This window comes from Paradevosia shaoguanensis (genome assembly GCF_016801025.1).
GTDB classification, from domain to species: Bacteria; Pseudomonadota; Alphaproteobacteria; order Rhizobiales; family Devosiaceae; genus Paradevosia; species Paradevosia shaoguanensis.
Genome location: NZ_CP068983.1, coordinates 2,579,595 through 2,603,144 on the forward strand (window position 1 = coordinate 2,579,595; position 23,550 = coordinate 2,603,144).

Here is a 23,550-nt window from a genome sequence, read left to right on the forward strand (position 1 = left end):
ATGGAACTGCTGTCCGAGAACCGCAGTTTCGGGGGGCGCCAGCAAGTCTGGCGCCACGCCTCCAGCACCTGCAATTGCGACATGACCTTCGGCGCCTACCTGCCGCCCCAGGCGGAAGAGCGTCCGGTGCCGGTGCTCTGGTACCTTTCGGGCCTAACCTGCACCCACGAAAACGCCATGACCAAGGGCGGGTTCCAGGAGCATGCCGCGCGGCACGGCGTCGCCGTCCTCTTCCCCGACACCTCGCCGCGCGGCGAAGGCGTTGCCGACGATCCTGCCTATGACATGGGGCAGGGCGCCGGCTTCTACCTCAACGCCACCGAGGAGCCCTGGAAGCCGCATTTCCGGATGTACGACTACATCGTCACCGAATTGCGGGCCTTGGTGCTCGACAACCTGCCGCTGCGCAATCGCCACGGCATTACCGGCCATTCCATGGGCGGCCACGGCGCACTGACCATTGCGCTACGCAACCCCGATCTCTTCGAAAGCCTCTCCGCCTTCGCCCCGATCGCCCATCCCACGACTTCGGATTGGGGCCGCAAGCAGCTGACCGGCTATCTCGGCGCCGACGAAGCCTCCTGGCGCAATCACGACGCCACCCTCCTCGTCAACGAGCGCGGCTGGAAGAGCGACATCCTCATCGACCAGGGCGCCAGGGACCAGTTCCTCAATCTCCTCAAACCCGAAGCCCTGGCCGCGGCCCTCACCCAAAACCGCATCCCCAGCACCTTCCGCATGCAGGCCGGCTACGATCACTCCTATTTCTTCGTCAACAGCTTCGCCGGCGACCACGTCGCCTGGCATGCAGCCCGGCTGAACAGGGAATAGGGGCGGCCGATACCTGCGATTTTCCCGGCCTTCGCAAAGCTTCCTTTATTTCTGGGCGGCAGTCTGTCGCCTGGCTTTAAAGCGCGATGAGGGCTGGGATGTCCGGGCATGATTTGGTTCGCAATATGCGGGCCGGCGGGAAATCTGCTCAGACGGAGTCCGGGCGCGGTGGCGGCAGGGGCGATTGGCTTGTCTTTGCCGTCCTGCTGGTTGCGGTGGGGCTGCTCGGTTATTTCGGCATCGCCTGGTGGGTGAAGCAACGCGCGCCCGAGCCGCCCGCCGCGCCGTCTGTTGCGGTCGCCTCTGCGCGGGCCGAGCCGGCGGCGTGGACCGAGAAGGACACGGCACAGTGTCGGGCCTTTGCCAACAAGGCGGGCTCAGCGCCTATACCCTCCGAAATGACCCTGGCCGTCCGCTCCGTGACCGACGGGTTCGGCGTCATGGCGAGTTATCTCGAATGCCAGCTCACCACCAAGATCACCCGGCTGTGCTCGCCCGAGGCGAAGGCCGTGCTCGTCGGGCAGGTCAACGACTACCTCGCCCGTACAGACCTCATCACCACCGGCCTCCATCTCCAGGGTGCGCCGATGGCGGTACTGGGCGAGATGTTCGGTGGCGAGATTTCGGCCGGGCCCAGCATCTACGACATCGAGAAGGACAGCACCTTCGCCTACATGAAGATGTACAACGATCGCGTGGTTCTGGGATTGAAGAAACTCGCCCAAGGCGGCCTCATCGAGGCTTCCGATTTCGGCAGTTTCATGGGCATGGGTGTGCCCGCCGTCATCACCGAGATGATCGGTTCGATCAAGCCCGAGCGGCGCGGCTGCGCCTAGAGGTAACGTGACCGAGAGCCGCGCTCCACTCGGTTGCGGCCCAGTGGTCTCCAATGCATACTGGCTTTCGCGAGGCATCTCGCACTAGGCCTGCCTCAAGGCAGGGATAGCCGGTAATGAGGAGGGATACTGTGAAGCTATTGGTCGATATTCGTACTCGGAAGGCAATGCTGGCCCTGGCGGTCGCCGCATCGGCGTCGGTCGCGCTGCCGGCGCTTGCCCAGGCTCCTGCCATCGGCCAGGCTCCCGCCATCGGCCAGGCTCCCGCTCCCACCACAACGGCTCCCGCAGTTCCGGCCGAGATGGCCGCCGGGGACAAGCCGGTTTCCTATTCTGAAGACCAGGCGACCCGCGGCAAGGAAACCTATACGCGCGTCTGCGCCGATTGCCATGGCGATGATCTGCGCGGTGGGTTGATCGGCGGCCCGCCGCTGCGCGGCAATGCGTTCGACGACAAGTTCGCCAATGGTTCGCCTGCTTCCGGGCTCTTCGGCTTCATCAGCACGCAGATGCCCCCGGATTCGCCCGGCCAGTTCTCGCCCGCCGTCTATGCCGAGCTGACGGCCTATATCCTCAAGCAGAACGGCTATACATCCGGCGCCGCGCTGCCCACCGACCTCGATGCGCTCGACCACCTGATCATCCAGAAGTGAGCATGCGCTCGCTCGCGGGGGCAGGGCGGCCATGATCGGTGTCGATTTCACCGTACAATCGGCGGTGATGCGGCTGATAGCCGGTCTCATCATCGTTGCCTTGCAGGGGGCGGCCATCGCCGCCACCGCGGTGCTGCTGGGCGATAACGGCCCACGCTATGACGGACGCCGAACGCTGGTGCCGTGGCCGCATGTCGATCTCATCGGCCTCGGCACGTTGATCCTTACCGGTTTCGGCTGGGGCCGCGCCATCGACATCGATCCCGCCAGCCTCCGCATCGGGCGGTGGGGGCTCGTCGTCGCCGTATTGGCAGGCAGCGTGGCCCTGTTCATCGCCGCGCCCGTCCTGCAATTGCTGGCGGCGCCGCTCATCGAGCGGCTCGACTATACTGCGGGCGTGACGGTCGCCGCATTCCTCGCCGATGCGGCACGGCTCTGCATCATCATGGGGCTGCTGGCGCTCCTGCCCATCCCGCCGCTCGCCGGCGCGCATTTCCTGACCGCGCTCGGCCTGCCGATCCCGAAGCAGGCGGGGCTCTATCTCAGCATCGTTCTGCTGCTCGCCTCGATTTTCGGGGTGACGCGGTACGTGCTCAAGCCCGCCTACGACATCATCGCGCCATTGCTCCTCGGCATCGACAGCTTCCTGTGAGCCCGGCCTAGTTGAGCGGCGCCCCCGCGTAGCGGGCGAGGATGTCGGCGATCGTGCCGTCAGCCGTCAGGTCGGCAAAGGCCGCGTCGATCGCGTGCTTGAGCGTCATGTCGCCTTTCCAGAGCCCGAATACCAGATTGTAGCGCGCCAGTTCCGGCGGCATCCAGGCCACGCTCCACTTGTTGTCGCTGGCAAGGTGCGAGGCCATCAGCGCCTCGGTCACCCCGACATCGAAACTACCATCGGCAATACCCGCCGCCAGCTCTTCCGGCGTGCGCACGATCTGCAGATGCGTCTCGCTGTGGCGCAGCAGGTTGGCGAGCCCGATGCGGTCTAGGCCCGAAACCAGGGTCAGTACGCCGGCATTCAGACCCTTGAGGTCGGTGACGGGTTTTGGCGAGATCACCGCCCAGCCCGTCTTCGCATAAGGCGGGCTGGTTTCGAGGAACGAGCGCGTCAGGTTCGAGTCGACGACGCCACCTGCGATGATGAGGCAGTTGCCGCGGTTCAACGCCCAGTTGCGCGGATTGATGTCGCGCCCGATGGCATCGTTGATATTGAGCGACAGGGTCACGCCCATATGGGCAGTCACGGCCTTGAGCAGCTCGATATCGATGCCAGGCTTCTCGGCATCGCCGGTCACCAGCGGCGGATAGGTCGCGGGCACGCAGGCGCTGATCGTGCCGGTCGAGCGCACCTCCTGCAGCGAATTGTCGGCGGGGAGGAACGTCACGCCCAGGAGCAGGGCGACGACGATCGCGACGCCGCCGAAATTGCCCGCCAAGCGACGAAAATCCGGCATGCTGGCTCAGGCCCGGTGGAAATCGTAGAGCGCGATGGCAAAGAGGATCACGGCCGCGCCCACCATCACGGTTATGCCCATCCACGGCGCGAACTGGTTGTAGTGGATCAGCACGCCGCGCAGCGCATCGACCGCATAGGTCAGCGGGTTGAACTTGACGATCGTCACCAGCCAGTCGGGATAGGTGATGCGTGTCTGCGCCTGCGACAGCGCCGGATCGAGCGGGAAGATCGAGCTCGAGGTGAAGTAGAGCGGCAGGATCACGGCATTGGAAAAGACGCCGAACCCCTCGAAGGTGCGGATACGGTTGGCGATCACCACGCCCAGCGAGGTCAGCGCGAAGGCGAGGATGGTCATGAGGCCGATCGCCTTGAGTGCATCTACGATCGTCAGCGGCACTTCGGCGAATCGCGCCAGGATCAGCACGAGGCAGCCATGGAGCACCGCCACCGTCGTGCCGCCCAGAACCTTGCCGAGCAGCACCGTGGTCCGCGACAGCGGCGAAACCAGCACCTCGCGCAGGAAGCCGAATTCGCGGTCCCAGATCACCGAAACCGCCGATTGCACGGAGGTGTACATGACGTTGAGCGCCACGACCGCCGGGAAGATGAACTGCAGGTAGGTGAACGGCACGACGAAGGTTGCTTCGCCATAGACCTCGCCGCGAAAATAGGGGTTGAGCCCGATGCCCAGGATCAGCACCCAGAGGATAGGCCGGCTGGCGCCGCCGATGAGCTGGCCACGGTCGCGGGCCGCGCGCTTGATCTCGCGCAGCCAGAGCCCATAGAGCCCGCCGAGCTGGATCAGCAGCCAGGGACGCTGGTGCCGCACGAACGTGCCGGCCGTTGCCGTCGGGTTTTCAAGGCTCATCGCGTGTGCTCCCCGCCGAGTCGCCCAAAGGCAAGAGTGCGCTCGCGCGTATCGGCACCACGGTCGCGCATTTCACGGCCGGTCAGGGACAGGAACACTGTTTCAAGACTCGGCACGTCTATGGAGAGGGAGCGCACGCGGCTCCCGAACTGATCGAGAAACGTCTCGACGAAGGCGTCATCCGCCTTGAGAACGAGGTCCGGCCCGGCTTCATGGGCCAGGCGATTGGGGTAGCGCGCGATGATCGCTTCGCGGTCGGCGTCCGTGCGTGGCGTGCAACGCAGCACCTGCTCGCCATAGCGGTGCTTGAGCGCGGTTGGCGTGTCCAGCGCCAGCAGCTTGCCATGATCGATGATGCAGACCTGGTCGCAGGTTTCGACTTCCTCGATGTAATGTGTGGTGACGAGCACCGTGAGCTGGCGCTCGCTTTGCAGGCGCCGGACATAGTCCCACATGCGATTGCGGCTTTGCGCGTCGAGCCCGGCGGTCGGCTCGTCAAGCAGCATCACCTCGGAATCGTGGATGAGGGCACGGGCGATCTCGAGCCGGCGTTTCATGCCGGAGGAGAAGCCGCGTGCGGGCTTGTCGGCCCATTCGGTCAGCTCCACCAGGTCCAGCACTTCGGCGATGCGCTGCCGCCGCAAGGGCTGCGGCACCCCGAATACCAGTCCGTGGAGATCGAGGTTTTCGCGTGCGGTCAGCCGGTCGTCGAGGCTCGGTTCCTGGAATACGATGCCAAGCCGGCTGCGCGCTTCCAGCGGCTGGCGCACCACATCGAAGCCGGCGATTTCGGCTGTGCCGCTATCGGGGGCGAGGATGGTGCACAGGATGTGCATCAGCGTCGTCTTGCCGGCTCCGTTCGGCCCCAGCAGCGCGAAGATCTGGTTGCGGGGGACGTCGAAGCTGATGTTGTCGAGCGCCAGGGTTCGCCCGTAACGCTTGGAGATGGCTGCGACACGAATGGCTGGCGCATCAGTGGTCACGGAATTTCCTTTGAAAGACTGCCGCCCATGGATCGATTGCCGGCGAGGCAGACCCGCATCGCCTCGACCATCAGGGCGTCACCGTCGCGGGATATTTGTACTTGTCGACGATGGCCTTGATCGTGCCGTCGGCAACCAGGGCGGCGATGGCCTGGTCGACTTGGGTGCGCAGGAAGGCATTCTGCTTGAGCAGCAGGCCGCCGACGCCGAGCGTCGTGGCGGGCAGGGGCTTGGAGTCGATGATGTGCAGGGCCGCATAGGCCGGGTCGTGCTGCTGCTTGTCCCAGAAGCTTGGTCCCCAGACCACGGCAATGTCCGCCGTGCCGTCCAGCAGGGATGACAATGCCAGCGCATCGGTGCCGAAGGGGAAGACCGGCCAGCGCTTTTCGATCGGCAGCGCCATGACATAGGTGGAGAGACGGATCGTCGCCGTCGTACCCACCGTTCCGGCCACCGGGCGGCCGGCGGGCAGGTCGGCCAGCGCCTTCAGGTCGGGCTTGGCGGTAACGTATTCGTAGCCGACCTGTTCATAGGGCCGGGTCAGCGTTACCCAGTCGGGATAGCCGTCCGGGATCAGCTTGAAGCCCATATAGACGTCGCAGTCCTCGAGGAGGATCGCATAGACCTTGGTCAGGTCCTCGATCACGTATTCGCTCGGAACGACGTAGCGCTTGGGCTCGAGCAGGAGCGCCTGGGCGATGGCGTCGGCGATCTCGCCGTCCACCTGCCAGGAGGGATCGCGCGGATCCACGCAATAGCGGAATTCGGATTGATTGAGCTGCCGGCCGATATTCCATTGGCCGGGCGCATAGGGCTGGTCGTCGTAGAAGTCCGGCTCGGCCTGGGCCCGGGCAGGGGATACGGCCAGGGCGGCCGACGAAACAACCAGCGTCAGGATCAGGAACAGGTCGGTCAAGCGCCGATAGACGAAAGCAAAGGCCAAGATCGGTCCCCAAGTCGCATCCGGACAGATGGAAAGCCCATCTGTCCGGACGGTTGGCGTATGTGTGCCGACTTACTTGGTGTCGGGCAGTGCGAAGACGTAGACCGAGTGCGGGTTATCCGGAGGAAGCTGCACATCGGGCGTGATCGACTTCAGACGACCGAGGCCGGACGACCAGTTCGTGACGACGGCGACGTATTGCTTGCCACCGGCCTCGAAGGTGATCGGGAAGGACTCGATCGAGTTGTTGAGCGTCGGGCTCGTCCACAGCAGCTTGCCGGTCGTGTCGTCGAAGGCAAGGAGCTTGCGGTCGAGGGTGCCGACGAACACCAGGCCACCGCCGGTCGGCAGCGTCGAGGTGGTGACCGGAGCGTGCTGGCGATACATCCAGGCATCGGTCTGGTCAGCCAGGTTGATGGCGCGGACCTGGCCGATATTGCCGTCGCTATCCGGACGCGGCACGCGATTGAAGGTCGCAAGGCCGCCACCGGTATAGACCTGGCCCGGATCGAGCGGGTTGACGTCCGTGTTCGAGCAGAACTCGACCGTCGGCATATACATCATCTGCGTCTTCGGGCTGTACGAAGTCGCCTGCCAGGCGCGGCCACCAGGGTCGGCCGGGCAGTTGAACGTGGTCTTGCCCACCTGGGGGATCACGTCCGGATTGATGGTCTTCTCGCCGGTCACCGGGTCGATGGCCGACACCACGTTCTGCGGCACGGTCTCATGCGCCCAGAGCCACTTGCCCGACGTACGGTCGAGCGACTCGATGATGGCCAGCTTGCCGGCGGTGATCACCTGCTTGGTCATCTCGCCCTTCACGGGCAGGTCGACCAGCAGGCGCTCGTAAACGTAGTCGAGGTCCAGCGTGTCGTTGGCCAGGTACTGGTGGTACCACTTGAGCGTACCGGTCTTCGGCTCGATCGCGAGGGTCGAGTCGGTATAGGCCGCGTTGTTGGTGTACTTGGAGTCCGGGTTCTTCGGCAGCAGGCCGTTGAGCACGGCCGGCCACGGATAAGGCTGGCCGACGCCGGCGAAGACCACGTTCTGGTCGGGGTCGTAGGCGCCGGTGATCCATGCCGAAGCGCCGTAGCGCGACATCTGCGGCAGGCCGTTCCAGCTGTTGCCTTCAGGCGTGTCGCCGGCGGCAATGGTGTTGAGGCGCCAGATTTCCTTGCCGGTTTCTGCGTCATGGCCGGTGATGAAGCAGCCGCCGGGTTCGCCGTTGCCGCAGTTGGTCATGCCCTGGATGACGACGCCGTCGGCCACGAGCGGACCGGAGGAATAACCCCAGCCCTTCTTGTAGTCGGCAACCTGCTGGTCCCAGGCCAGCTTGCCGGTCTTGGCATTGACGGCCACGATATGGGCGTCGCGGGTCGCAAAGATCAGGTTATCGCCGTAGAGGGCCTTGGAGCGCTCGCCGCCGGGGTTGACGCCGGTGGGGAGGGAGTACTGGTACTGCCAGAGCAGATCGCCGCTCGCCGCGTCGAGTGCCTGGATGAGGTGGCTCGAGTTCTGGACGAACATGACGCCGTTATGGACCAGCGGCGTTTCCTGCGTCGTGCCGCCGGGCGACAGGCCCCAGGACCAGACAAGCTGCAGCTTGTCGACGTTGTCCTTGTTGATCTGGTCGAGGGGGCTGTAGCCCCAGCCATTGTAAGTTCGACGCGCCATCAGCCAATCGCCGTCGGCGGGGTTCTTCAGAACGTCGTCGGTGATCGTCGTGAGATTATCGAGGGCGTTTGTAGCCGGTGCCTGCTGCGCCCAGACCGTGGACGAGCAAAGCCCCAAGACGAGTGCTGACGCTGCCAGCACACTGCCTTTCCTGTACATTAGTGTCTCCTCCGTTGTGGGACCGTGAAGTTCCCACCCTCCATGATGTTAGATCTAAGCGCACAGTAAGCACACGTTAACGCCAAAAGTTACGAACGCGCGCCAACATGTATAGGGGACGATAGCCCGCTAATCTGGGGTAGTCAAAAAGAACGCAGCTTGCTTTCGAAAAGAAAACCCTATGACATACATCATGTTTTCGGCCGTGGCCGTTTACGGCTCTCCGGGTTCATAGTTACCGGCTTCTGCCGCCCTGTTTGGCGCTGTTTCCCGCCATTTTTCCCACTTACCCGCCGATTGTGCAGTGTCGACACGTTTTGTTGATCGGCAAGCAGAGGCCTGCTTTCGTCGGTCCGCTCACGTCGTCCGATAAACCTGCGCCACCGCTCCCTGGAGGAAAGCCCTCGAACTGACGCGCTTGTGTCGGAGCGGGGCAAGTTGGAAGACCCGGTTAATCAGTGCGGCGAAGAGTCGTTCGCGGTCCCCCAACGCAAGCCCATTGACAGCCACCCCTTTCCCGTCATATCTCCCGCCTCAGGACATCTCACCCTAACGTGAGACTTTCGACCTGGGAGGGTCGCTCATGGCTGATACGCCCCTAACCGCACCGGCGGTCAAACCGGCTAATCCCAATTTCTCTTCTGGTCCTTGTGCAAAGCGTCCCGGCTGGACGGTCGAGGCACTTGCCAACGCGCTCGTTGGCCGCTCGCACCGTGCCAAGCCCGCCAAGGCGCGGATCGAAAAGGCGATCCAGCTCACCCGTGAGCTGCTCGAAGTGCCGGCCGATTACCTGATCGGCATCGTGCCCGCCTCCGATACCGGCGCCGTCGAAATGGCGCTCTGGGGCATGCTCGGCGCCCGCGGCGTCGACATGCTCGCCTGGGAAAGCTTTGGCGAGGGCTGGGTGACCGATGTCACCAAACAGCTCAAGCTGGAAGACGTGCGCATCCTCAAGGCGCCCTATGGCGAGCTACCGGACTTGAAGCAGGTCGATTTCGACCGCGACGTGGTCTTCACCTGGAACGGCACGACTTCTGGCGTGCGCGTGCCCAATGCCGACTGGATCGCGGCCGATCGCAAGGGTCTCACCATCTGCGACGCCACCTCCTCGGCCTTTGCCCAGGACATGGATTTTTCCAAGCTCGATGTCGTCACCTTCTCCTGGCAGAAGGCGCTGGGTGGCGAAGCCGCCCATGGCATCCTGATCCTGTCGCCGCGCGCCGTCGAACGGCTTGAAACCTTCAAGCCCGATCGTCCGCTCCCCAAGATCTTCCGCCTCACCAAGGGTGGCAAGCTCATGGCCGATGTCTTTGAAGGCGCCACCATCAACACCGTTTCCATGCTCTGCATCGAGGATGCGGTGGATGCGATGGAATGGGGCATGCGCGCTGGCGGGCTCAAGGCCATGCAGGCTCGCGCCGACGCCAATTTCAAGGTGCTGGCCGACTGGGTCGCCAAGACCCCCTGGATCGATTTTCTCGCCAAAAAGGAAAACGAGCGCTCCAATACTTCGGTCTGTCTCGTGATCACCGATCCGGAAGTCGCCGCGCTCGATGACGACAAGCAGGCGGCTTTCGCCAAGGCGATCGTATCGCGGCTCGACAAGGCCGGTGCAGCTTACGACATCGGCGCCTATCGCGATGCCCCCTCGGGGCTGCGCATCTGGGCCGGCTCGACCGTCGAGGCTTCCGATCTTGCGGCCCTGACGCCGTGGCTCGATTACGCCTTCGCCGCCGAAAAGGCCGCGCTCAAGGCTGCCGCCTGAGGCTGGACTGCCGCGGCCGGTGCATCCGGCCGCTTCTTCCCCGTTCCATTTCATTCAGGACCCGTGAGGGTTCCGGCAAAAGGGTGCTCACATGCCCAAGGTTCTCGTTTCCGACAAGCTCTCCAAGACCGCCGTCCAGATCTTCAAGGACAATGGCGTCGAGGTGGATTACCTGCCAGATCTCGGCAAGGACAAGGACAAGCTCCTCGAAGTCATCGGCCAATATGACGGCCTCGCCATCCGCTCGGCCACCAAGGTGACCGAAAAGATCATCGCGGCGGCGACCAATCTCAAAGTCATCGGCCGTGCCGGCATCGGCGTCGACAATGTCGACATTCCGGCCGCGACCAAGAAGGGCATCATCGTGATGAATACGCCCTTCGGTAATTCCATCACGACCGCCGAGCATGCCATCTCGCTCATGCTCTCGCTGGCCCGCCAGATTCCGGAAGCCGACGCTTCGACCCGCGCCTCCAAGTGGGAAAAGAACCGCTTCATGGGCGTTGAAGTCACGAGCAAGGTGCTCGGCATCATCGGCGCCGGCAATATCGGCTCGATCGTGGCCGACCGTGCGCAGGGCCTGCGCATGAAGGTCATCGCCTTCGATCCCTTCCTTTCGCCCGAGCGCGCGCTCGATCTCGGCATCGAAAAGGTGGAGCTGGATGACCTGCTGGCGCGTGCCGATTTCATCACGCTCCACACCCCGCTCACCGAGCAGACCAGGAACATCCTGTCGCGGGAAGCCCTGGCCAAGGTCAAGGACGGCGTGCGCATCATCAACTGCGCCCGTGGCGGCCTGATCGATGAAGCCGCGCTCTATGACGCGCTCAAGGCCGGCAAGGTCGCGGGCGCCGCGCTCGACGTGTTCGTGGAAGAGCCGGCGGTCAACAACCCGTTGTTCGAGCTGCCCAACGTCATCTGCACCCCGCACCTTGGCGCTTCGACCACCGAAGCCCAGGAGAACGTGGCGCTGCAGGTTGCCGAGCAGATCTCGGCCTACCTGATGACCGGCGAGATTACCAACGCGCTCAACTTCCCGTCGATCTCGGCGGAAGAAGCCCCGCGCCTGACGCCTTACGTCAAGCTCGCCGAGACGCTCGGCTCGTTCGCCGGCCAGCTCACCGACAGCGACATCAAGGGCATCCGCATCGAGTATGAAGGCACGGTTGCCGGCCTCAACGTGCGTCCGCTGACCGCCGCCGCGCTCACCGGCGTGATGAAGCCGCAGCTTCAGGACGTCAACATGGTCTCGGCTCCTCAGATCGCCAAGGACCGCGGCATTCCGGTGGAAGTCATCACCCGCGAGCAGCAGGGCGCCTATGAAAGCTACATTCGCCTGACGGTCGTGACCGACAAGCAGGAGCGTGGCGTCGCCGGCACTGTCTTCGCCAACGGCAAGCCGCGCATCATCCAGGTCAAGGGCATCAACATGGAAGCGGAACTCACCCCCTCCATGCTCTATGTCACCAACGAGGACCGTCCCGGCCATATCGGCCGTCTCGGCACCGTTCTCGGCCAGCTCGGCGTCAATATCGCCAACTTCAACCTCGGCCGTGTCGAGGAAGGTGGCGACGCCATCGCTCTCGTCTCGATCGACGGCAAGCTCGCCGACGACCAGCTCGCCACCATCGGTAAGCTCGAAGGCGTCAAGCAGGCCAAGGCCCTGCGCTTCTAAAAGGCAGAGGCGCGCTTCGCCCAGCCAACCCCGTCTGCTTTCGTCAGGAGCAGGCGGGGTTTTCTTTTGCGCCGGGGCCCGTGGAAGTTGGTGCGTCTTTGCATCTCCCATTTCCACCTGCGCTTAACGATGGCCGTGCGACACGCGGGGAACTTCGTGTTTTAGCGAGAGTGTCATGAAGACTGTTGCGCAGCTGTCCCGTCGTTCGTTCCTGGCTGGTGGCGCTGCCGCCGTCGGGGTTATGGCGAGCCGTCCGGCCTGGGCCGAGGGCCAGCCCTTCCCGATCGCTGGGAGGTGCTGCGCCGGGTGGCCGCCGACGGGCTGGTGCGCCCGGGCGAGGGCGGCTTTGCCAAGGCAGCCCTGCCCAACAACCTGCGCTTTCGCGATGTGTGTCCACAGGGCGTCGCCTATTGCCGGACGCCGCAGATGGTGGCCGATGTCCTGAGCTGGTGCCGGGATTATGACGTGCCTTTCGTCATCCGCGGCGGCGGGCATTCCTATGCCGGCTATTCGTCCGGGCATGATCTGGTCATCGACATGCGCGAAATGCGCGCCATCGAGTATCGCGAGACCGACGGCAATGTGCAGGTCGGTGCCGGGGCGCTCAATGGCCAGGTCTATTCGGCACTCAGCAAGGCCGGGCGGATGATCACCCACGGCCGTTGCCCGAGCGTGGGCGCGGCGGGATATCTTCTCGGCGGCGGCATCGGCTTCAACATGCGCCGGCTCGGCATGGGTTGCGACAATGTCGTGGCCGCCCAGATCGTGACGGCCGATGGCCGCGTGCGGGAGCTTTCAAAGGAAAGCGAACCCGATCTCTTCTGGGCCATTCGTGGCGGGGCAGGTGGCAATTTCGGGGTGAGCACATCCTTCACCATCCGCACGGAGCCGGCCGACGAGTCGATCACCGTCTTCCGCTATGTCTGGCGCAAGGAAACGCTCGCCGTGGCCACGGCCCTGTTCGCCGCGGCCGACGCTGCCCCGACGACGCTCGGCACCCGGATTTCGCTCGGCGGTGTTACCCCCGAACTCCTGAAGCAGGGCCGCCAGGTGCCGGTGACGCTGCTCGGCCAATATGCCGGCCCGGCCGATGAGCTCAAGGCGATCCTTGCGCCGGTCATGGCCATTGCCGAGCCCGAGTTCAGCGAGGTCAAGGAGCTGGGTTATTGGGAAGGCCAGAACTTCCTCGCCGAACCCGGAGCCCCGGCCTATTTCCGCGAGCGATCGGCCTTTCTCGCCAAGGCGCCGGACGAGGCCATGCTGGCCGAGGCTATTGACAAGTTGCAGCAATGGCCGGGCACCGGCGCGCACGGCGATTTCTTCTTTTTCCAGACCGGTGGGCGCATCAACGAACTGGCGCCCGACGAAACCGCCTTCGTCCACCGCGACAGTCGCTGGCTCTCGGTCGTGGGCATAAGCTGGAGCGAGGACGATGCGGCGCGGCCGGCAATCGCCCGGCGGGCCGCCGCCTGGCAGGACGAATTCTACGGCCTCCTCAACGCCGCAGGCGGGAAGGGCGCTTTCCAGAACTTTCCCGATAGCGACCTCACCGATTGGCGTGCGCGCTATTACGGCGCCAACCTCGCGCGGCTGGAGCGGATCAAGGCAGAGGTCGACCCGACCAATCTCTTCCGCTTCGGCCAGTCGATCTAGCCGTTGGTGGCCCGCCTCGGCGCGCGGGCCGAGAACTCGGCCAGCGCGATGCCGACCACGACCAGCACCGCCGTCACCATGTGATAGGGCTCGATAGGCTCGCTCAGGATCACGATCGACAGCAGCGTGCCGTAGACCGGGATCAGGTTGATGAAGAGACTCGCCCGGTTGGCGCCGATAAGCTCGACGCCGCGCGCGTAAAAGAGCTGCGCCACCACCGAAGGCAGGAAGGCCACGTAGGCGATGATGGCCCAGCCGAGCGGGGTCGTTTTGGCGACACCCGAGACGATGGCCGTAAAGCCGCCGCCCAGCATCACCTGCGCCACATAGCCGGCGAGAAGCGCGGCGGCGAAGGTGGTGACGAGAAAGCTCAGCCAGTGGATAGGCGGGCGATAGCGCAGCAGCAGCGAATAGGCGGCATAGGAGAGCGAGGCGAGGATCATCAATGCGTCGCCCTGGTTGACGCTGAGCGTGATGATGCGGCTGAAATCGCCATGCACCGCCGTCAGCACGACACCGCCAATGGTAAGGAACACGCCCAGCAATTGCAGGGCCGTCGAGCGCACGCGGAAGATGACGAAGTTGCCCAGGATCACGAGCACCGGGATCAGCGCCTGCTCGATCGAGGTGTTGACGGCGCTGGTATAATGCGCGGCCCCGTAAAGCAGCACGTTGAAGCCCGTATAGCCGATGGCGCCGTAGAGCGTGAGCATCAGCCAGCCCTTGCGGATTTCAGGCCAGTCGGTCTTGAGATGCCGCCAGGCGAAGGGCAGGACGAGGAGCAGGGCGGCCAGCCAGCGCACGACGATGAGCGTATAGGGATCGACCTGGTCGACGGCCATCTTGCCGGCCACGGCATTGCCGGCCCAGAAGAGCGGGGTCAGCGTCAGCAGGAAATAGGGCCGGTCCAGGGCCGAGGACATTAGGCCGCTGCGATCGGCGCTATGTGGCTTTGTCATCGGCGCACTTCTCATGTATTGGTGCGCCGTAAAAACGCGCCGTCATGCCTACTTGCTTTTCGTGACCGGCGTCAAACTGAACTCGGCCATCATCGAGGCGGTCCGCACTGCCGATGGCCCTCCGATCGGGGAAAGTTTTAAATGGCTAACGTGGTGGTCGTCGGTTCGCAATGGGGCGACGAGGGCAAGGGCAAGATCGTGGACTGGCTCTCCGAGCGCGCCGATGTGGTGGTGCGCTACCATGGCGGCCACAATGCCGGCCACACGCTGGTCATCGACGGGGTGAGCTACAAGCTCGCGCTGCTGCCTTCGGGCCTCGTGCGCGGCAAGCTCTCGGTCATCGGCAACGGCGTGGTCGTTGATCCCCACCACTTCGTGGCCGAGATGGAAAAGCTCTCGGCGCAGGGCGTCAAGATTACCCCAGAAATCCTGCGCATCGCCGACAATGCCCCGCTAATCCTGTCGCTCCACCGCGAGCTCGACGGCATCCGCGAGGACGCCAATTCCGGCCTCAAGATCGGTACGACCCGCCGCGGCATCGGCCCGGCCTATGAAGACAAGGTCGGCCGCCGCGCCATTCGCCTGGTTGATCTTTCCGAGCCCGAAACGCTCATGCCCAAGATCGAGCGCCTGCTCGCGCATCACAATGCGCTGCGCCGTGGTCTCGGCCTCTCCGAGCTTTCGGCCGAGGCGCTCTACGAGGAGTTGACCTCGGTTGCCGGCGAGATCCTGCCCTATATGGATCGCGTCTACGAAATCCTCGACGAGAAGCGCCGCGCCGGCGCGCGCATCCTCTTCGAGGGCGCGCAGGGTGCGCTGCTCGACAACGACCACGGCACCTATCCCTTCGTGACCTCGTCCAACACCGTGGCCGGCCAGGCCGCCGCTGGCTCGGGCCTCGGCCCCACGGCCATCGGCTACGTGCTGGGCATCACCAAGGCCTATACGACCCGCGTGGGCGAAGGCCCGTTCCCCTGCGAGCTCAACGACGACATCGGCAAGCACCTGGCGACGGTTGGTCGCGAGGTCGGCGTCAATACGGGCCGTCCGCGCCGTTGCGGCTGGTTCGATGCGGTCCTCGTAAGGCAGACGGTGAAGACCTCGGGCATCACTGGTATTGCCCTCACCAAGCTCGACGTCCTCGACGGGCTCAAGGAGATCAAGGTGTGCGTGGGCTACGAGCTCAACGGTTCACGAATTGATTATTTGCCTGCCTCAATGGGGGCACAAGCCGCTGTTAAGCCGATCTATGAAACCCTCGAGGGGTGGTCGGAAACCACGGCTGGGGCCAGGAGCTGGGCGGAACTGCCTGCTCAGGCCGTCAAGTATGTCCGCTATATCGAGGAGTTGATCGGGGCGCCGGTGGCCTTGCTTTCCACCAGTCCCGAGCGGGAGGATACCATCCTGGTACATGACCCGTTCCAAGATTGAGTTTTTTTGTTAAAACACCGCGTTGAATTGTGGGTACCAGGTAGGCAATGGCGGATTACAAAGAGCTGTTAAGGCGGGCAATTGCTGTCCTGCCTGAAAATAACGGCGCCGCTCGGCGCGCAGTCTACGAGAAGGCGCGCACTGCGCTCGTCGGGCAACTGCGCGCGATAGACCCTCCGCTTCCCGCCCGCGAGATCACCCAGCATCGGCTCCAGCTCGAGGATTGCATCCGACAGGTGGAGCGCGAGGCCAGCGAAGCGGTGATCGCGGACCTCAAGCAACAGGAAGATACGCCCGCGCCGCGCGTGCGGGTGCCCGAGCCGGTCGCGGCTCCTCCGCCTCCCCCGCCGCCGGTGGTGGACGCCGTGGAGCCGGAACCCGAATTCGTCGAACCAGAACCCGAATTCGTCGAGCCGGAGCCGGAACCGGAGATCGAGCCGGAAGTCGTGGCCAGCGCGCCCGAGCCTGAGTTCGAGCCGGAACCGGTGGTCGAGCCGGAGCCCGAGCCTGAAAGCGAGCCCGAGGCCGATATCGACCAGATCCAGGCGTTGATCGATGAAGCCGATCGCGCCGAGGCCGAACCGGTCGAAGCCGCGCCCGAGCCGGTGGTTGAGGTGACCCCCGAGGTCGTCGAACTGCCCAAGGCGCCGATTCCGCCGGTCCAGCCGCAGAACATCCCCTCGATCGTCGCGCGCGCCGAGGCGACGAAGACTGGGCCCTCGACCCCGCTGGTCTTCAACAATCCGGCCAAGCCGACCCCGCTCAAGGGCCCGACCTTCGAGCCGCGTCGCGATGGCAATGCCGTCGCTGCCCAGCGCCTCGAGCCTTCGCTCCATTCGCAGGCCGTCGCGCGCCAGCACGTCGCTGACCCCATCGCCGCCGTCGAGCAGAACGGCGCCGTCGCCCTCTCGACCGTCCGCGAAGTCGAGGTCGAGCCGGGCGTCGCCGAAACGCCGGCCAACGATCCGCAGGTCACCATCGACCGCGCCATCGCCACGCTCGACCGCGAAGCGCGCGGCGAGGTGAGCGCCGATGGCTCCGTCACCAAGGTCGAGGTCAACAAGGATGCCGAGGCGGTCAAGCCCGCCAAGCCGTCCGTCTCGCTTTCGTCCGACGAGGACGAGGATTTCGAGCCTGGCCCGGTCGAACGCGGCCGTGGGCTCAATGCCGTTACCATTTTCCTCGCCGTTTTCGCGCTGCTGCTGATCGGCGCGGCCGGCGCCGGCTATTGGGCCTGGCGCGAGGGCTATGTCGACCCGGCCGCCATGTTCGGCCAGAGCGAAGCCACGGCCGATGCCACGGCGCCCGAGGCCAACCCGGCCAGCGTTCCGGCGACCGAACCCAATCCTGATGCCACCGGCCCGGGCAATACCGTCGCCACCGCGCAGACGGCCGAGCCCACCCAGGAGCTCAAGCCCGACGACCGGCTCTCGGCCGACCAGCCTTCCACCGTGCCGCTCACCACGCCGCCGCCGGCCCAGGTCAACGCGCCCAATGCCGACGACAAGAGCGACGAGCGCCTGCCGGCCAGCGAGCCCGCAGCCGCCCCGCAGGTCGCTGCAGCCGACGCCACCTCGCCCGCCGCGGCGAACCTGGCCGGCAACCAGTCCCTGCTGCTCGAAGCATCCGACGACGGCACGACCGGCGCCGTGCCGTTCTCGGGCACGGTCGAGTGGAGCAAGGGCAAGGACGAAGTCGGCCAGCCGACGCTGGTGGGCAAGGCCAAGATTCCGGCCCGCAACCTCACCGTCGATGTCCTCATCCGCCGCAACGCCGATCCGAGCCTGCCGGCGAGCCATCTGATGGAAGTCAATTTCGACGTCAGCCAGACCTTTATCGGCGGCTCGATCGCAGGCCTGCCCGGCGTGCTTCTCAAGAACGAGGAACTGGTGCAGGGCACCCCGCTCATCGGCGCCTCGGCGCGCGTCGTCGGCAATTCCTTCCTCTTCGCGCTCAGCGCCTCGCCCTCGGATTCGACGACGAACTCGAACCTGCTGACCTCGCGCAAGTGGATGGACCTCGCCATCATCTACGCCACCGGCAAACGCGCGATCATCACCCTCGAAAAAGACGAGGACGCCGCCAAACTCTTCGACGACGTCTTCGCCGAATGGGCCAAGGCCCCACCGCTCGCCGAAAACTAGGAAATCGAGTGGCTCCAACGCAGGTTGGGGCCACTTTTGTTTTGGGGCGCCGAAGGCGTCGGCATCGATTGTGTCACCGCCCGCGAAACACCGTCTCCCTCCCCCTTGCGGGGACGGGACAGGGGTGGAGGCTTGCGGGGAGGGGACAGGGATGGGTGCTCCGCGCCACATCCTCTCCCACCACTCACTCGCCCCACCCACCGCACTTCCCCTGCCGCAGAGCCGGGGCCCACGGATACCCCCCACCCGAGCGGAGCGGTGCAATAGGCCCCGGGTCTTCGCCCGGGGAAGTTCCGTGATGGGAAGAGTTGCGTAGTGAACAGTGCTCAGTTTGTGGTGGGAGAGTGCGTAGTGAACAGTGCTCAGGTCCCAAACCTACCGGCAAAATGCCTGTCCACCCCCGCCTCTCGATCCCCCACCACACTCACCCCACCTCCGAACTTCCCCGGCCGCAGAGCCGGGGCCCACGGATACCCCCATCCGAGTGGCGCGGTGCAATAGGCCCCGGGTCTTCGCCCGGGGAAGTAAGGGGTGGGGTGAGGGTGGGGTGAAGAAGGGAAGTTCGGAGCTACTAACGCTCCCGGAAGAAACCGAGGAAACTCGCCGAAAGCAGCGCGCCCCTCACCCCTCCACCAACTTCCCGCCCTCGATCCGATACGTCCGCGACGCCAGCGCCGCCACGTCGTCCAGGTGATGGCTCACCAGCACCGTGTGCCAGCCATGCGCCACCGTCAGCGCCCGCACCAAGGTCCGCGTCGTCACGCGCGTCTCGTCGTCCAGCGCCGAAAACGGCTCGTCCAGCAGCAGGATCGGCCGGCCGCGCAGCAGCGTCCGCGCCAGCGCCACGCGCTGCTTCTGCCCGCCCGACAACGTCGAGGCCCGTTGTGGCCCAATCCTGGGCAGGCCCACCTCCGCCAGCGCGTCGACGATCCGGCGCGCTGCTTCGCCGCGCGGTACATCGCGCGGCAGGCCCAGCGCCACGTTCCGCTCCGCCGTCAGGTGCTCGAACAGCGTTTCGGACTGGAACAGCAGCGACACCGGCCGCGCCTCCGGGGCCAGCGGTACGAGGTCGAGGTTGTCGAGCGTCATGCGCCCCGACGTCGGCTTGAGGAAGCCGGCGATGAGGTCGAGCAGGGTGGATTTGCCCGAGCCCGAGGGGCCGGTCACCGCCGTGATCTGGCCGGGCAGGGCCTCCATGTCGAAGCGATAGGTGAGGCCGCTGCCCGGATGGGCATAGGCGATGGCGTCAAGCTTGAGCATGGCTGAGCTTTTCGAAGAGGCGCGGCAGGAGAATGAAGACCGCGAGGGAGAGGATGAGCATCAGCGCGGCGATCACCGCCGTATCGTTGGTGCGATAGGTGCCGAGCGCGCGATACATGAGCAGCGGCAGGGTGGTGAAATCCTGCGTACCGAAGAGCGAAATCACGCCCAGGTCTCCGAGCGAGAAGCAGAAGGCAAGGGCGAGCGCCACGCCGAGATCTCGCCCCAGCAGCGGCAGTTCCACCAGCGTGAATTGCTGCCAGCCGCCCAATCCCAGCGCGCGCACCAGCCGACCCTGTCCGCGCGCAATGGCTTCGAGCGGGGGCCCGAGCGTCGCTACCGCAAAGGGCAGCGAGAGGAGGGCATTGGCGATCACCACCACATAGGGCGCTGCTGCGTCGGCACGGATGCCCAGATTGCGCACCGCGAGGAAGAAGCCGAGCGCCAGCACGACGGCGGGCACCGCGAGATAGGCATAGGCCGGCGCCCCCAGCCCGATGCGGGCGAGGTGGCTCGCCGTCGTTGCGCGCGCCATGGCCAGCAGCAGCGCGAAGACGATGCAGAGCACGGCCGAGGCGATGCCAATGACGAGGCTGGTGATCGTCGCCGTCCAGAAGCTCGGCCGTGTCAGCACGGGAATGGCATGCAGCCCGATGCCGTCGGCCAGTACCGAAAGCAGCGGCAGCGCGAAGGCAACGAGGCAGATGAGCAGGATCAGCCATTGCAGCGCCTGCGTGCGGCGGCTGTCCGACCAGGTCTGGCCCCCCGAGGGGCCGAGGCTCGTGGGCACCGGCGCCAGCGCCGAGGCGATGAGGATGACGATGGAACAGGCGGCGATCTGCACCAGTGCCAGGTTCACTGCGCCCTTGAGGTCGAAATCGAGCCGCACGGCCGAATAGATGGCCACTTCGAGCGTCTGGTTGGCCGGCCCGCCGCCGAGCAGCAGCACGATGGGGAAGCTGGTGAAGGCGAGAAGGAAGATGATCGCGGCAAGGCCCGGAAGCGCGCCGCGCAGCACGGGCCAGTCGATGATCGCAAAGCGCTGCCAGGCCGAGAGCGCGAGGCTCTGGCCGGTCTTGAGCCGGGCCGCGGGCAGGGCGTCGAGCCGGGCCAGCAGCACGCGGGCGGCAAAGGCGCCGTCGAGGATCACATGGGCGAAGAGAATGCCCGGCAGGCCGAACATCGGATTGCCGATGGAAATGCCGAAGGGCGAGAGCGCCGCATTGATCCAGCCATTGCGGCCCCAGACCGAAAGCAGGCCGAAGGCGACGATGAGGCCGGGGGTGACGATGGCGGCGGCGAAAAGGCCGACGACGAGATTGCGGCCTGGGAAAGTCAGCCGGTTGAGGCACCACGCCAGCGCGATGCCCACGAGCAGCGACAGCACCGTCGTGAGCCCCGCCTGGATGGAGGTCATCCGCAGCAGGTGCGGGATATCCAGGCTCGATTGCGGCGTCGCCGCCTCGCTGGCGGCGGCGTGGACGATCGACCAGAGGACGAGGGCGACGAGCGCGGCGATGCCGAGGGCGACGACCGCCCCGCCCAGGAGGCGGAGCGGCCGGCGCGGCAGGATCAGGCGGCCGTCACTGGATGGCTGCGAGGGCTTCATCGATCCAGGACTTGGAATTGGCCGTGATGGTGGCTTCGTCGAGCTCGAGCACCTTGGCGGGCTTGGGCTGGGCGTAGAAGGCGGCGGGCAGTTCATCGCCCAGGTCGATCACCGGATACATCCAGTTGGTCGTGGGGATCACGAGCTGGGCGTCCTTGGTGGTGAGGAAGGCGAGGAACTGCTTGGCCAGGTCCTGGTGCGGCGAGGACTTGAGGATGCCCGCCACTTCGATCTGCGGGAAATGCCCTTCGGTGAATTCGGCGAAGGCGTAGTTCTCGTCCTTTTCCGAAACCGCGTGATAGGCGGGGGAGGTGGTGTAGGAGAGCGCCATGTCGGCCTCGCCCTTGAGGAAAAGGCCGTAGGCCTCCGACCAGCCCTTGGTCATGGTGAGGATATGGGGCTTCATGCCCTTCCAGATTTCCGGGGCCTTGTCGCCATAGGCGGCCTTGATCCACAGCAGCAGCCCGAGGCCGGGAGTGTCCGAGCGCGGGTCCTCGATCACGATCTTGAAGCTCTCGGGCATCGCGATCAGTTCTTCGAAGGAATGGGGCGGGTTGGGCACCTTGGTCTTGTTGTAGACGAAGGCGAAATAGCCCCAGTCGAAGGGCACGAACTGCTTGTCCGTCCAGGTGACGGGGATGTCGAGGCCGGTAAGCTCGAGGCCATGGTCGGCGAAAAGCCCCGTCGCGCGGGCTTCCCCGGCGGTGGCGGTATCGAGGCCCAGGATCATGTCGGCCTGGGTGGTGGCGCCTTCGAGCTGCACCTTGCGGAGCGCGTTGATCGAGGAATCGGCGGCCACGAAATTGACGGTGCAGCCGTTGCACTGGGCCTCGAAGGCCTTCTTGAGGCCGGGCCCCGGGCCCCATTCGGAGGCGAAGCCGTCATAGGTGTAGATGGTGAGCGCAGATGCGTCCTGGGCCGCCGCGGGCAAAGCCGCGGCAAGGCCGGCAAGAACCGCAAGCGCGAAGCGGATGGATTTGACCATGAGTCAGTCCCTTCGGTCGTTGCGGTCATGTAACGAGAAGGGAATAAGAATGGTCGGGGACGCGAGACGAGCGCCCTTGCCATCTCGAACTTCCTCCGCCAGCATGACCTGGTTCAGGTTCAATGGGTAACTCTCAGCTCCGGGAAACCCCGGAACACCCCAGCGAGACGGCTTGAGACATAGAGAGAGTTATCCTGCTGTGCAAGACCTTAACGCCTACGACCTTCCGCTCATTCACGACGGCATCCTGGTGATCGTCGGGGGCGGCGCCGTGGATGTGCCGCTGCTCAAATGGCTGTCCTCGCAGGGCGCAAAGCTTATCGGCGCCGATAGCGGCGGCGATGCCATCATGGAGGCGGGGCTGGTTCCCGACGCCATTATCGGGGACATGGATTCGATCTCGGACCCGGAGGGCTGGCCCGAGGCGACGCGGGTTTTCCGCATCGCCGAGCAGATCACCACCGATTTCGAGAAGTGCCTCTATTCCACCAAGGCCCCCATCACCGTCGCGCTGGGCATGACCGGGCGGCGGTTCGACCACACGCTTTCGGCGGTGAGCGCGGCCACCCGCTTCGCCCGCGAGCGGCGCATCGTGCTCTCGGACGAGCACGACGTGGCTCTGGCGGTGAGCGGCTCCTTCGCCTTCACCATCCCGCCCGGCGAGCGCGTCTCGATCTACCCGTTGGCGCCCATCGACTTCGTGCGTTCGGAGGGCCTGCTCTATCCGCTCGACAGCCTGCACCTCGAGCAGGGCGGGCTCATCGGCACCTCTAACCAGGCCTTAACCGAAAGCATAAAAATCGAGCCGGTCGACGATACGCCCTGGCTGCTCATCGTTGAAAAGTCACACTTGCCCGCATTGCTGGAGGCTTTACGGAGGCAAGCTTGAAGCGACTGATTTCATTTGTGTTCCTGGGCCTGGTCCTGACTTCGCCGGCGCTGGCGGAGCCGGGATGCCTGCTCGTCGTCGATGCGCACAGCAAGGCGGTGATCCACGAAACGGGCGAGGATTGCGACGAGCCCAATACGCCGGCCTCGACCTTCAAGGTGCCGCTGGCGGTGATGGGGTTCGAGACCGGCTATCTCAAGGACGGCGACAATCCCGCGCTGCCGTGGAAGCCCGAATACGGTGTCAACAAGCCCGAGGACAAGGCGACCACGACGCCGCGCATCTGGCTGCGCGATTCCATCCTCTGGTATTCGCGCGTCCTCACCCGCGAAATGGGCATGAAGACCTTCGCCAAATTCGTCGCCGATTTCGACTACGGCAATGCCGATGTCTCGGGCGGGCTCACCAAGGCCTGGCTCAATTCCTCGCTGCGCATCACGCCGCGCCAGCAGGTGGCCTTCATCGAGCGCCTCATCGAGGACCGGCTGCCCGTGTCGCTGCCGGCTCTGGCGATGACGCGCGAGGTCATCGCGCAATACGAGGCCGGCGGTTGGACCGTGCACGGCAAGACCGGCACCAGCTACATCGCCAAAGGCCCGCTGCGGCTGGGCTGGTTCGTCGGCTGGGCCGACAAGGGCGACCGCCGCGTGATCTTCGCCAAGCTGGTCAAGGACACGAAAAAGACCTCGGCTATGGCCGGCCCGCGAGCGCTCAAGGAGTTCCTGGCCGAGGCCGAGGCGGTGCTCGGCCGATGAACGGGAACTGAACGGCCGGTTC

At 65.1% G+C, this 23,550-nt stretch carries 20 protein-coding genes, 1 pseudogene and 1 riboswitch; of the genes and pseudogenes, 12 read left to right on the forward strand and 9 right to left on the reverse strand.

Annotation, left to right across the window (positions count from 1 at the left end; genetic code table 11):
* The 4 genes from fghA to JNE37_RS12295 all read left to right on the forward strand — a co-directional run bounded on the left by fghA (position 1) and on the right by JNE37_RS12295 (position 2,972).
* Positions 1 to 831, forward strand: a complete 831-nt coding sequence (gene fghA, locus JNE37_RS12280) for an S-formylglutathione hydrolase (protein WP_203063013.1) — start codon at positions 1 to 3, stop codon at positions 829 to 831.
* Positions 832 to 929: 98 nt separating this feature from the next.
* A complete protein-coding gene (locus JNE37_RS12285; protein WP_203063015.1) occupies positions 930 to 1,667 on the forward strand; it encodes a hypothetical protein in 738 nt (245 codons plus the stop codon).
* A 131-nt stretch (positions 1,668 to 1,798) separates the two neighbouring features.
* Positions 1,799 to 2,320, forward strand: a complete 522-nt coding sequence (locus JNE37_RS12290) for a c-type cytochrome (RefSeq protein WP_203063018.1) — start codon at positions 1,799 to 1,801, stop codon at positions 2,318 to 2,320.
* Positions 2,321 to 2,351: 31 nt separating this feature from the next.
* Positions 2,352 to 2,972 carry a zinc metalloprotease gene (locus JNE37_RS12295; RefSeq protein ID WP_203063019.1) on the forward strand — a complete coding sequence of 207 codons (621 nt, stop codon included), beginning with the start codon at positions 2,352 to 2,354 and terminating at the stop codon, positions 2,970 to 2,972.
* A gap of 7 nt (positions 2,973 to 2,979) precedes the next feature.
* On the opposite strand, the gene JNE37_RS12300 is transcribed toward JNE37_RS12295, so the two are convergent.
* The 5 genes from JNE37_RS12300 to JNE37_RS12320 all read right to left on the reverse strand — a co-directional run bounded on the left by JNE37_RS12300 (position 2,980) and on the right by JNE37_RS12320 (position 8,403).
* Entirely contained in the window at positions 2,980 to 3,774 is a 795-nt protein-coding gene (locus tag JNE37_RS12300; RefSeq protein WP_203063020.1) for a substrate-binding periplasmic protein, read from the reverse strand.
* 6 nt (positions 3,775 to 3,780) lie between these two features.
* Complete coding sequence (locus JNE37_RS12305; protein ID WP_081840700.1) at positions 3,781 to 4,644, reverse strand: ABC transporter permease; 864 nt, start codon at positions 4,642 to 4,644, stop codon at positions 3,781 to 3,783.
* Positions 4,641 to 5,627, reverse strand: coding sequence for an ABC transporter ATP-binding protein (locus JNE37_RS12310; protein ID WP_203063023.1), 987 nt, complete (start codon positions 5,625 to 5,627; stop codon positions 4,641 to 4,643). The genes JNE37_RS12305 and JNE37_RS12310 overlap by 4 nt, the downstream gene beginning before the upstream one ends.
* A 70-nt stretch (positions 5,628 to 5,697) precedes the next feature.
* Entirely contained in the window at positions 5,698 to 6,570 is an 873-nt protein-coding gene (locus JNE37_RS12315; RefSeq protein WP_035036061.1) for a substrate-binding periplasmic protein, read from the reverse strand.
* Between the two features lie 72 nt (positions 6,571 to 6,642).
* Positions 6,643 to 8,403, reverse strand: coding sequence for a pyrroloquinoline quinone-dependent dehydrogenase (locus tag JNE37_RS12320; RefSeq protein WP_035036063.1), 1,761 nt, complete (start codon positions 8,401 to 8,403; stop codon positions 6,643 to 6,645).
* A 583-nt stretch (positions 8,404 to 8,986) separates the two neighbouring features.
* On the opposite strand from JNE37_RS12320, the gene JNE37_RS12325 reads away from it, so the two are divergent.
* The 4 genes and pseudogenes from JNE37_RS12325 to JNE37_RS12335 all read left to right on the forward strand — a co-directional run bounded on the left by JNE37_RS12325 (position 8,987) and on the right by JNE37_RS12335 (position 13,496).
* Positions 8,987 to 10,168 carry a phosphoserine transaminase gene (locus JNE37_RS12325; protein WP_203063025.1) on the forward strand — a complete coding sequence of 394 codons (1,182 nt, stop codon included), beginning with the start codon at positions 8,987 to 8,989 and terminating at the stop codon, positions 10,166 to 10,168.
* 91 nt (positions 10,169 to 10,259) lie between these two features.
* A complete protein-coding gene (gene serA / locus JNE37_RS12330; protein ID WP_203063027.1) occupies positions 10,260 to 11,843 on the forward strand; it encodes a phosphoglycerate dehydrogenase in 1,584 nt (527 codons plus the stop codon).
* A gap of 175 nt (positions 11,844 to 12,018) precedes the next feature.
* Positions 12,019 to 12,075, forward strand: a pseudogene (locus JNE37_RS22640) (hypothetical protein); the annotation flags it as partial.
* A gap of 74 nt (positions 12,076 to 12,149) precedes the next feature.
* Positions 12,150 to 13,496: an FAD-binding oxidoreductase gene (locus JNE37_RS12335; RefSeq protein ID WP_246513229.1), complete on the forward strand. Its 1,347-nt coding sequence runs from the start codon at positions 12,150 to 12,152 to the stop codon at positions 13,494 to 13,496.
* On the opposite strand, the gene JNE37_RS12340 is transcribed toward JNE37_RS12335, so the two are convergent.
* On the reverse strand, positions 13,493 to 14,455 hold the full coding sequence (locus JNE37_RS12340; RefSeq protein ID WP_203063029.1) for a DMT family transporter: 963 nt from the start codon (positions 14,453 to 14,455) through the stop codon (positions 13,493 to 13,495). The genes JNE37_RS12335 and JNE37_RS12340 overlap by 4 nt on opposite strands.
* Positions 14,456 to 14,596: 141 nt before the next feature.
* On the opposite strand from JNE37_RS12340, the gene JNE37_RS12345 reads away from it, so the two are divergent.
* Both JNE37_RS12345 and JNE37_RS12350 read left to right on the forward strand, forming a co-directional pair.
* On the forward strand, positions 14,597 to 15,886 hold the full coding sequence (locus JNE37_RS12345) for an adenylosuccinate synthase (RefSeq protein WP_203063030.1): 1,290 nt from the start codon (positions 14,597 to 14,599) through the stop codon (positions 15,884 to 15,886).
* A 47-nt stretch (positions 15,887 to 15,933) separates the two neighbouring features.
* Positions 15,934 to 18,030, forward strand: coding sequence for a hypothetical protein (locus tag JNE37_RS12350; RefSeq protein WP_203063032.1), 2,097 nt, complete (start codon positions 15,934 to 15,936; stop codon positions 18,028 to 18,030).
* Positions 18,031 to 18,651: 621 nt separating this feature from the next.
* Here the strand turns inward: JNE37_RS12350 and JNE37_RS12355 are convergent.
* The 3 genes from JNE37_RS12355 to thiB are packed head-to-tail and all read right to left on the reverse strand — an operon-like array spanning position 18,652 to position 21,884.
* The gene (locus JNE37_RS12355) at positions 18,652 to 19,290 is read right to left on the reverse strand and encodes an ATP-binding cassette domain-containing protein (protein WP_203063034.1); all 639 of its coding nucleotides are present in this window, start codon (positions 19,288 to 19,290) and stop codon (positions 18,652 to 18,654) included.
* Positions 19,277 to 20,899, reverse strand: a complete 1,623-nt coding sequence (locus JNE37_RS12360; protein WP_203063036.1) for an ABC transporter permease family protein — start codon at positions 20,897 to 20,899, stop codon at positions 19,277 to 19,279. Before JNE37_RS12360 ends, JNE37_RS12355 begins: the two co-directional genes overlap by 14 nt.
* A complete protein-coding gene (gene thiB, locus JNE37_RS12365) occupies positions 20,874 to 21,884 on the reverse strand; it encodes a thiamine ABC transporter substrate binding subunit (protein WP_203063038.1) in 1,011 nt (336 codons plus the stop codon). The genes JNE37_RS12360 and thiB overlap by 26 nt, the downstream gene beginning before the upstream one ends.
* A gap of 73 nt (positions 21,885 to 21,957) precedes the next feature.
* Positions 21,958 to 22,056, reverse strand: a riboswitch (TPP riboswitch).
* Between the two features lie 27 nt (positions 22,057 to 22,083).
* On the opposite strand from thiB, the gene JNE37_RS12370 reads away from it, so the two are divergent.
* Positions 22,084 to 22,773 (forward strand): thiamine diphosphokinase, encoded by a 690-nt coding sequence (locus JNE37_RS12370; protein WP_052015644.1) that lies wholly within the window; start codon positions 22,084 to 22,086, stop codon positions 22,771 to 22,773.
* Between the two features lie 5 nt (positions 22,774 to 22,778).
* Positions 22,779 to 23,528, forward strand: a complete 750-nt coding sequence (locus tag JNE37_RS12375) for a penicillin-binding transpeptidase domain-containing protein (protein ID WP_379125326.1) — start codon at positions 22,779 to 22,781, stop codon at positions 23,526 to 23,528.
* Positions 23,529 to 23,550 lie beyond the last annotated feature (22 nt).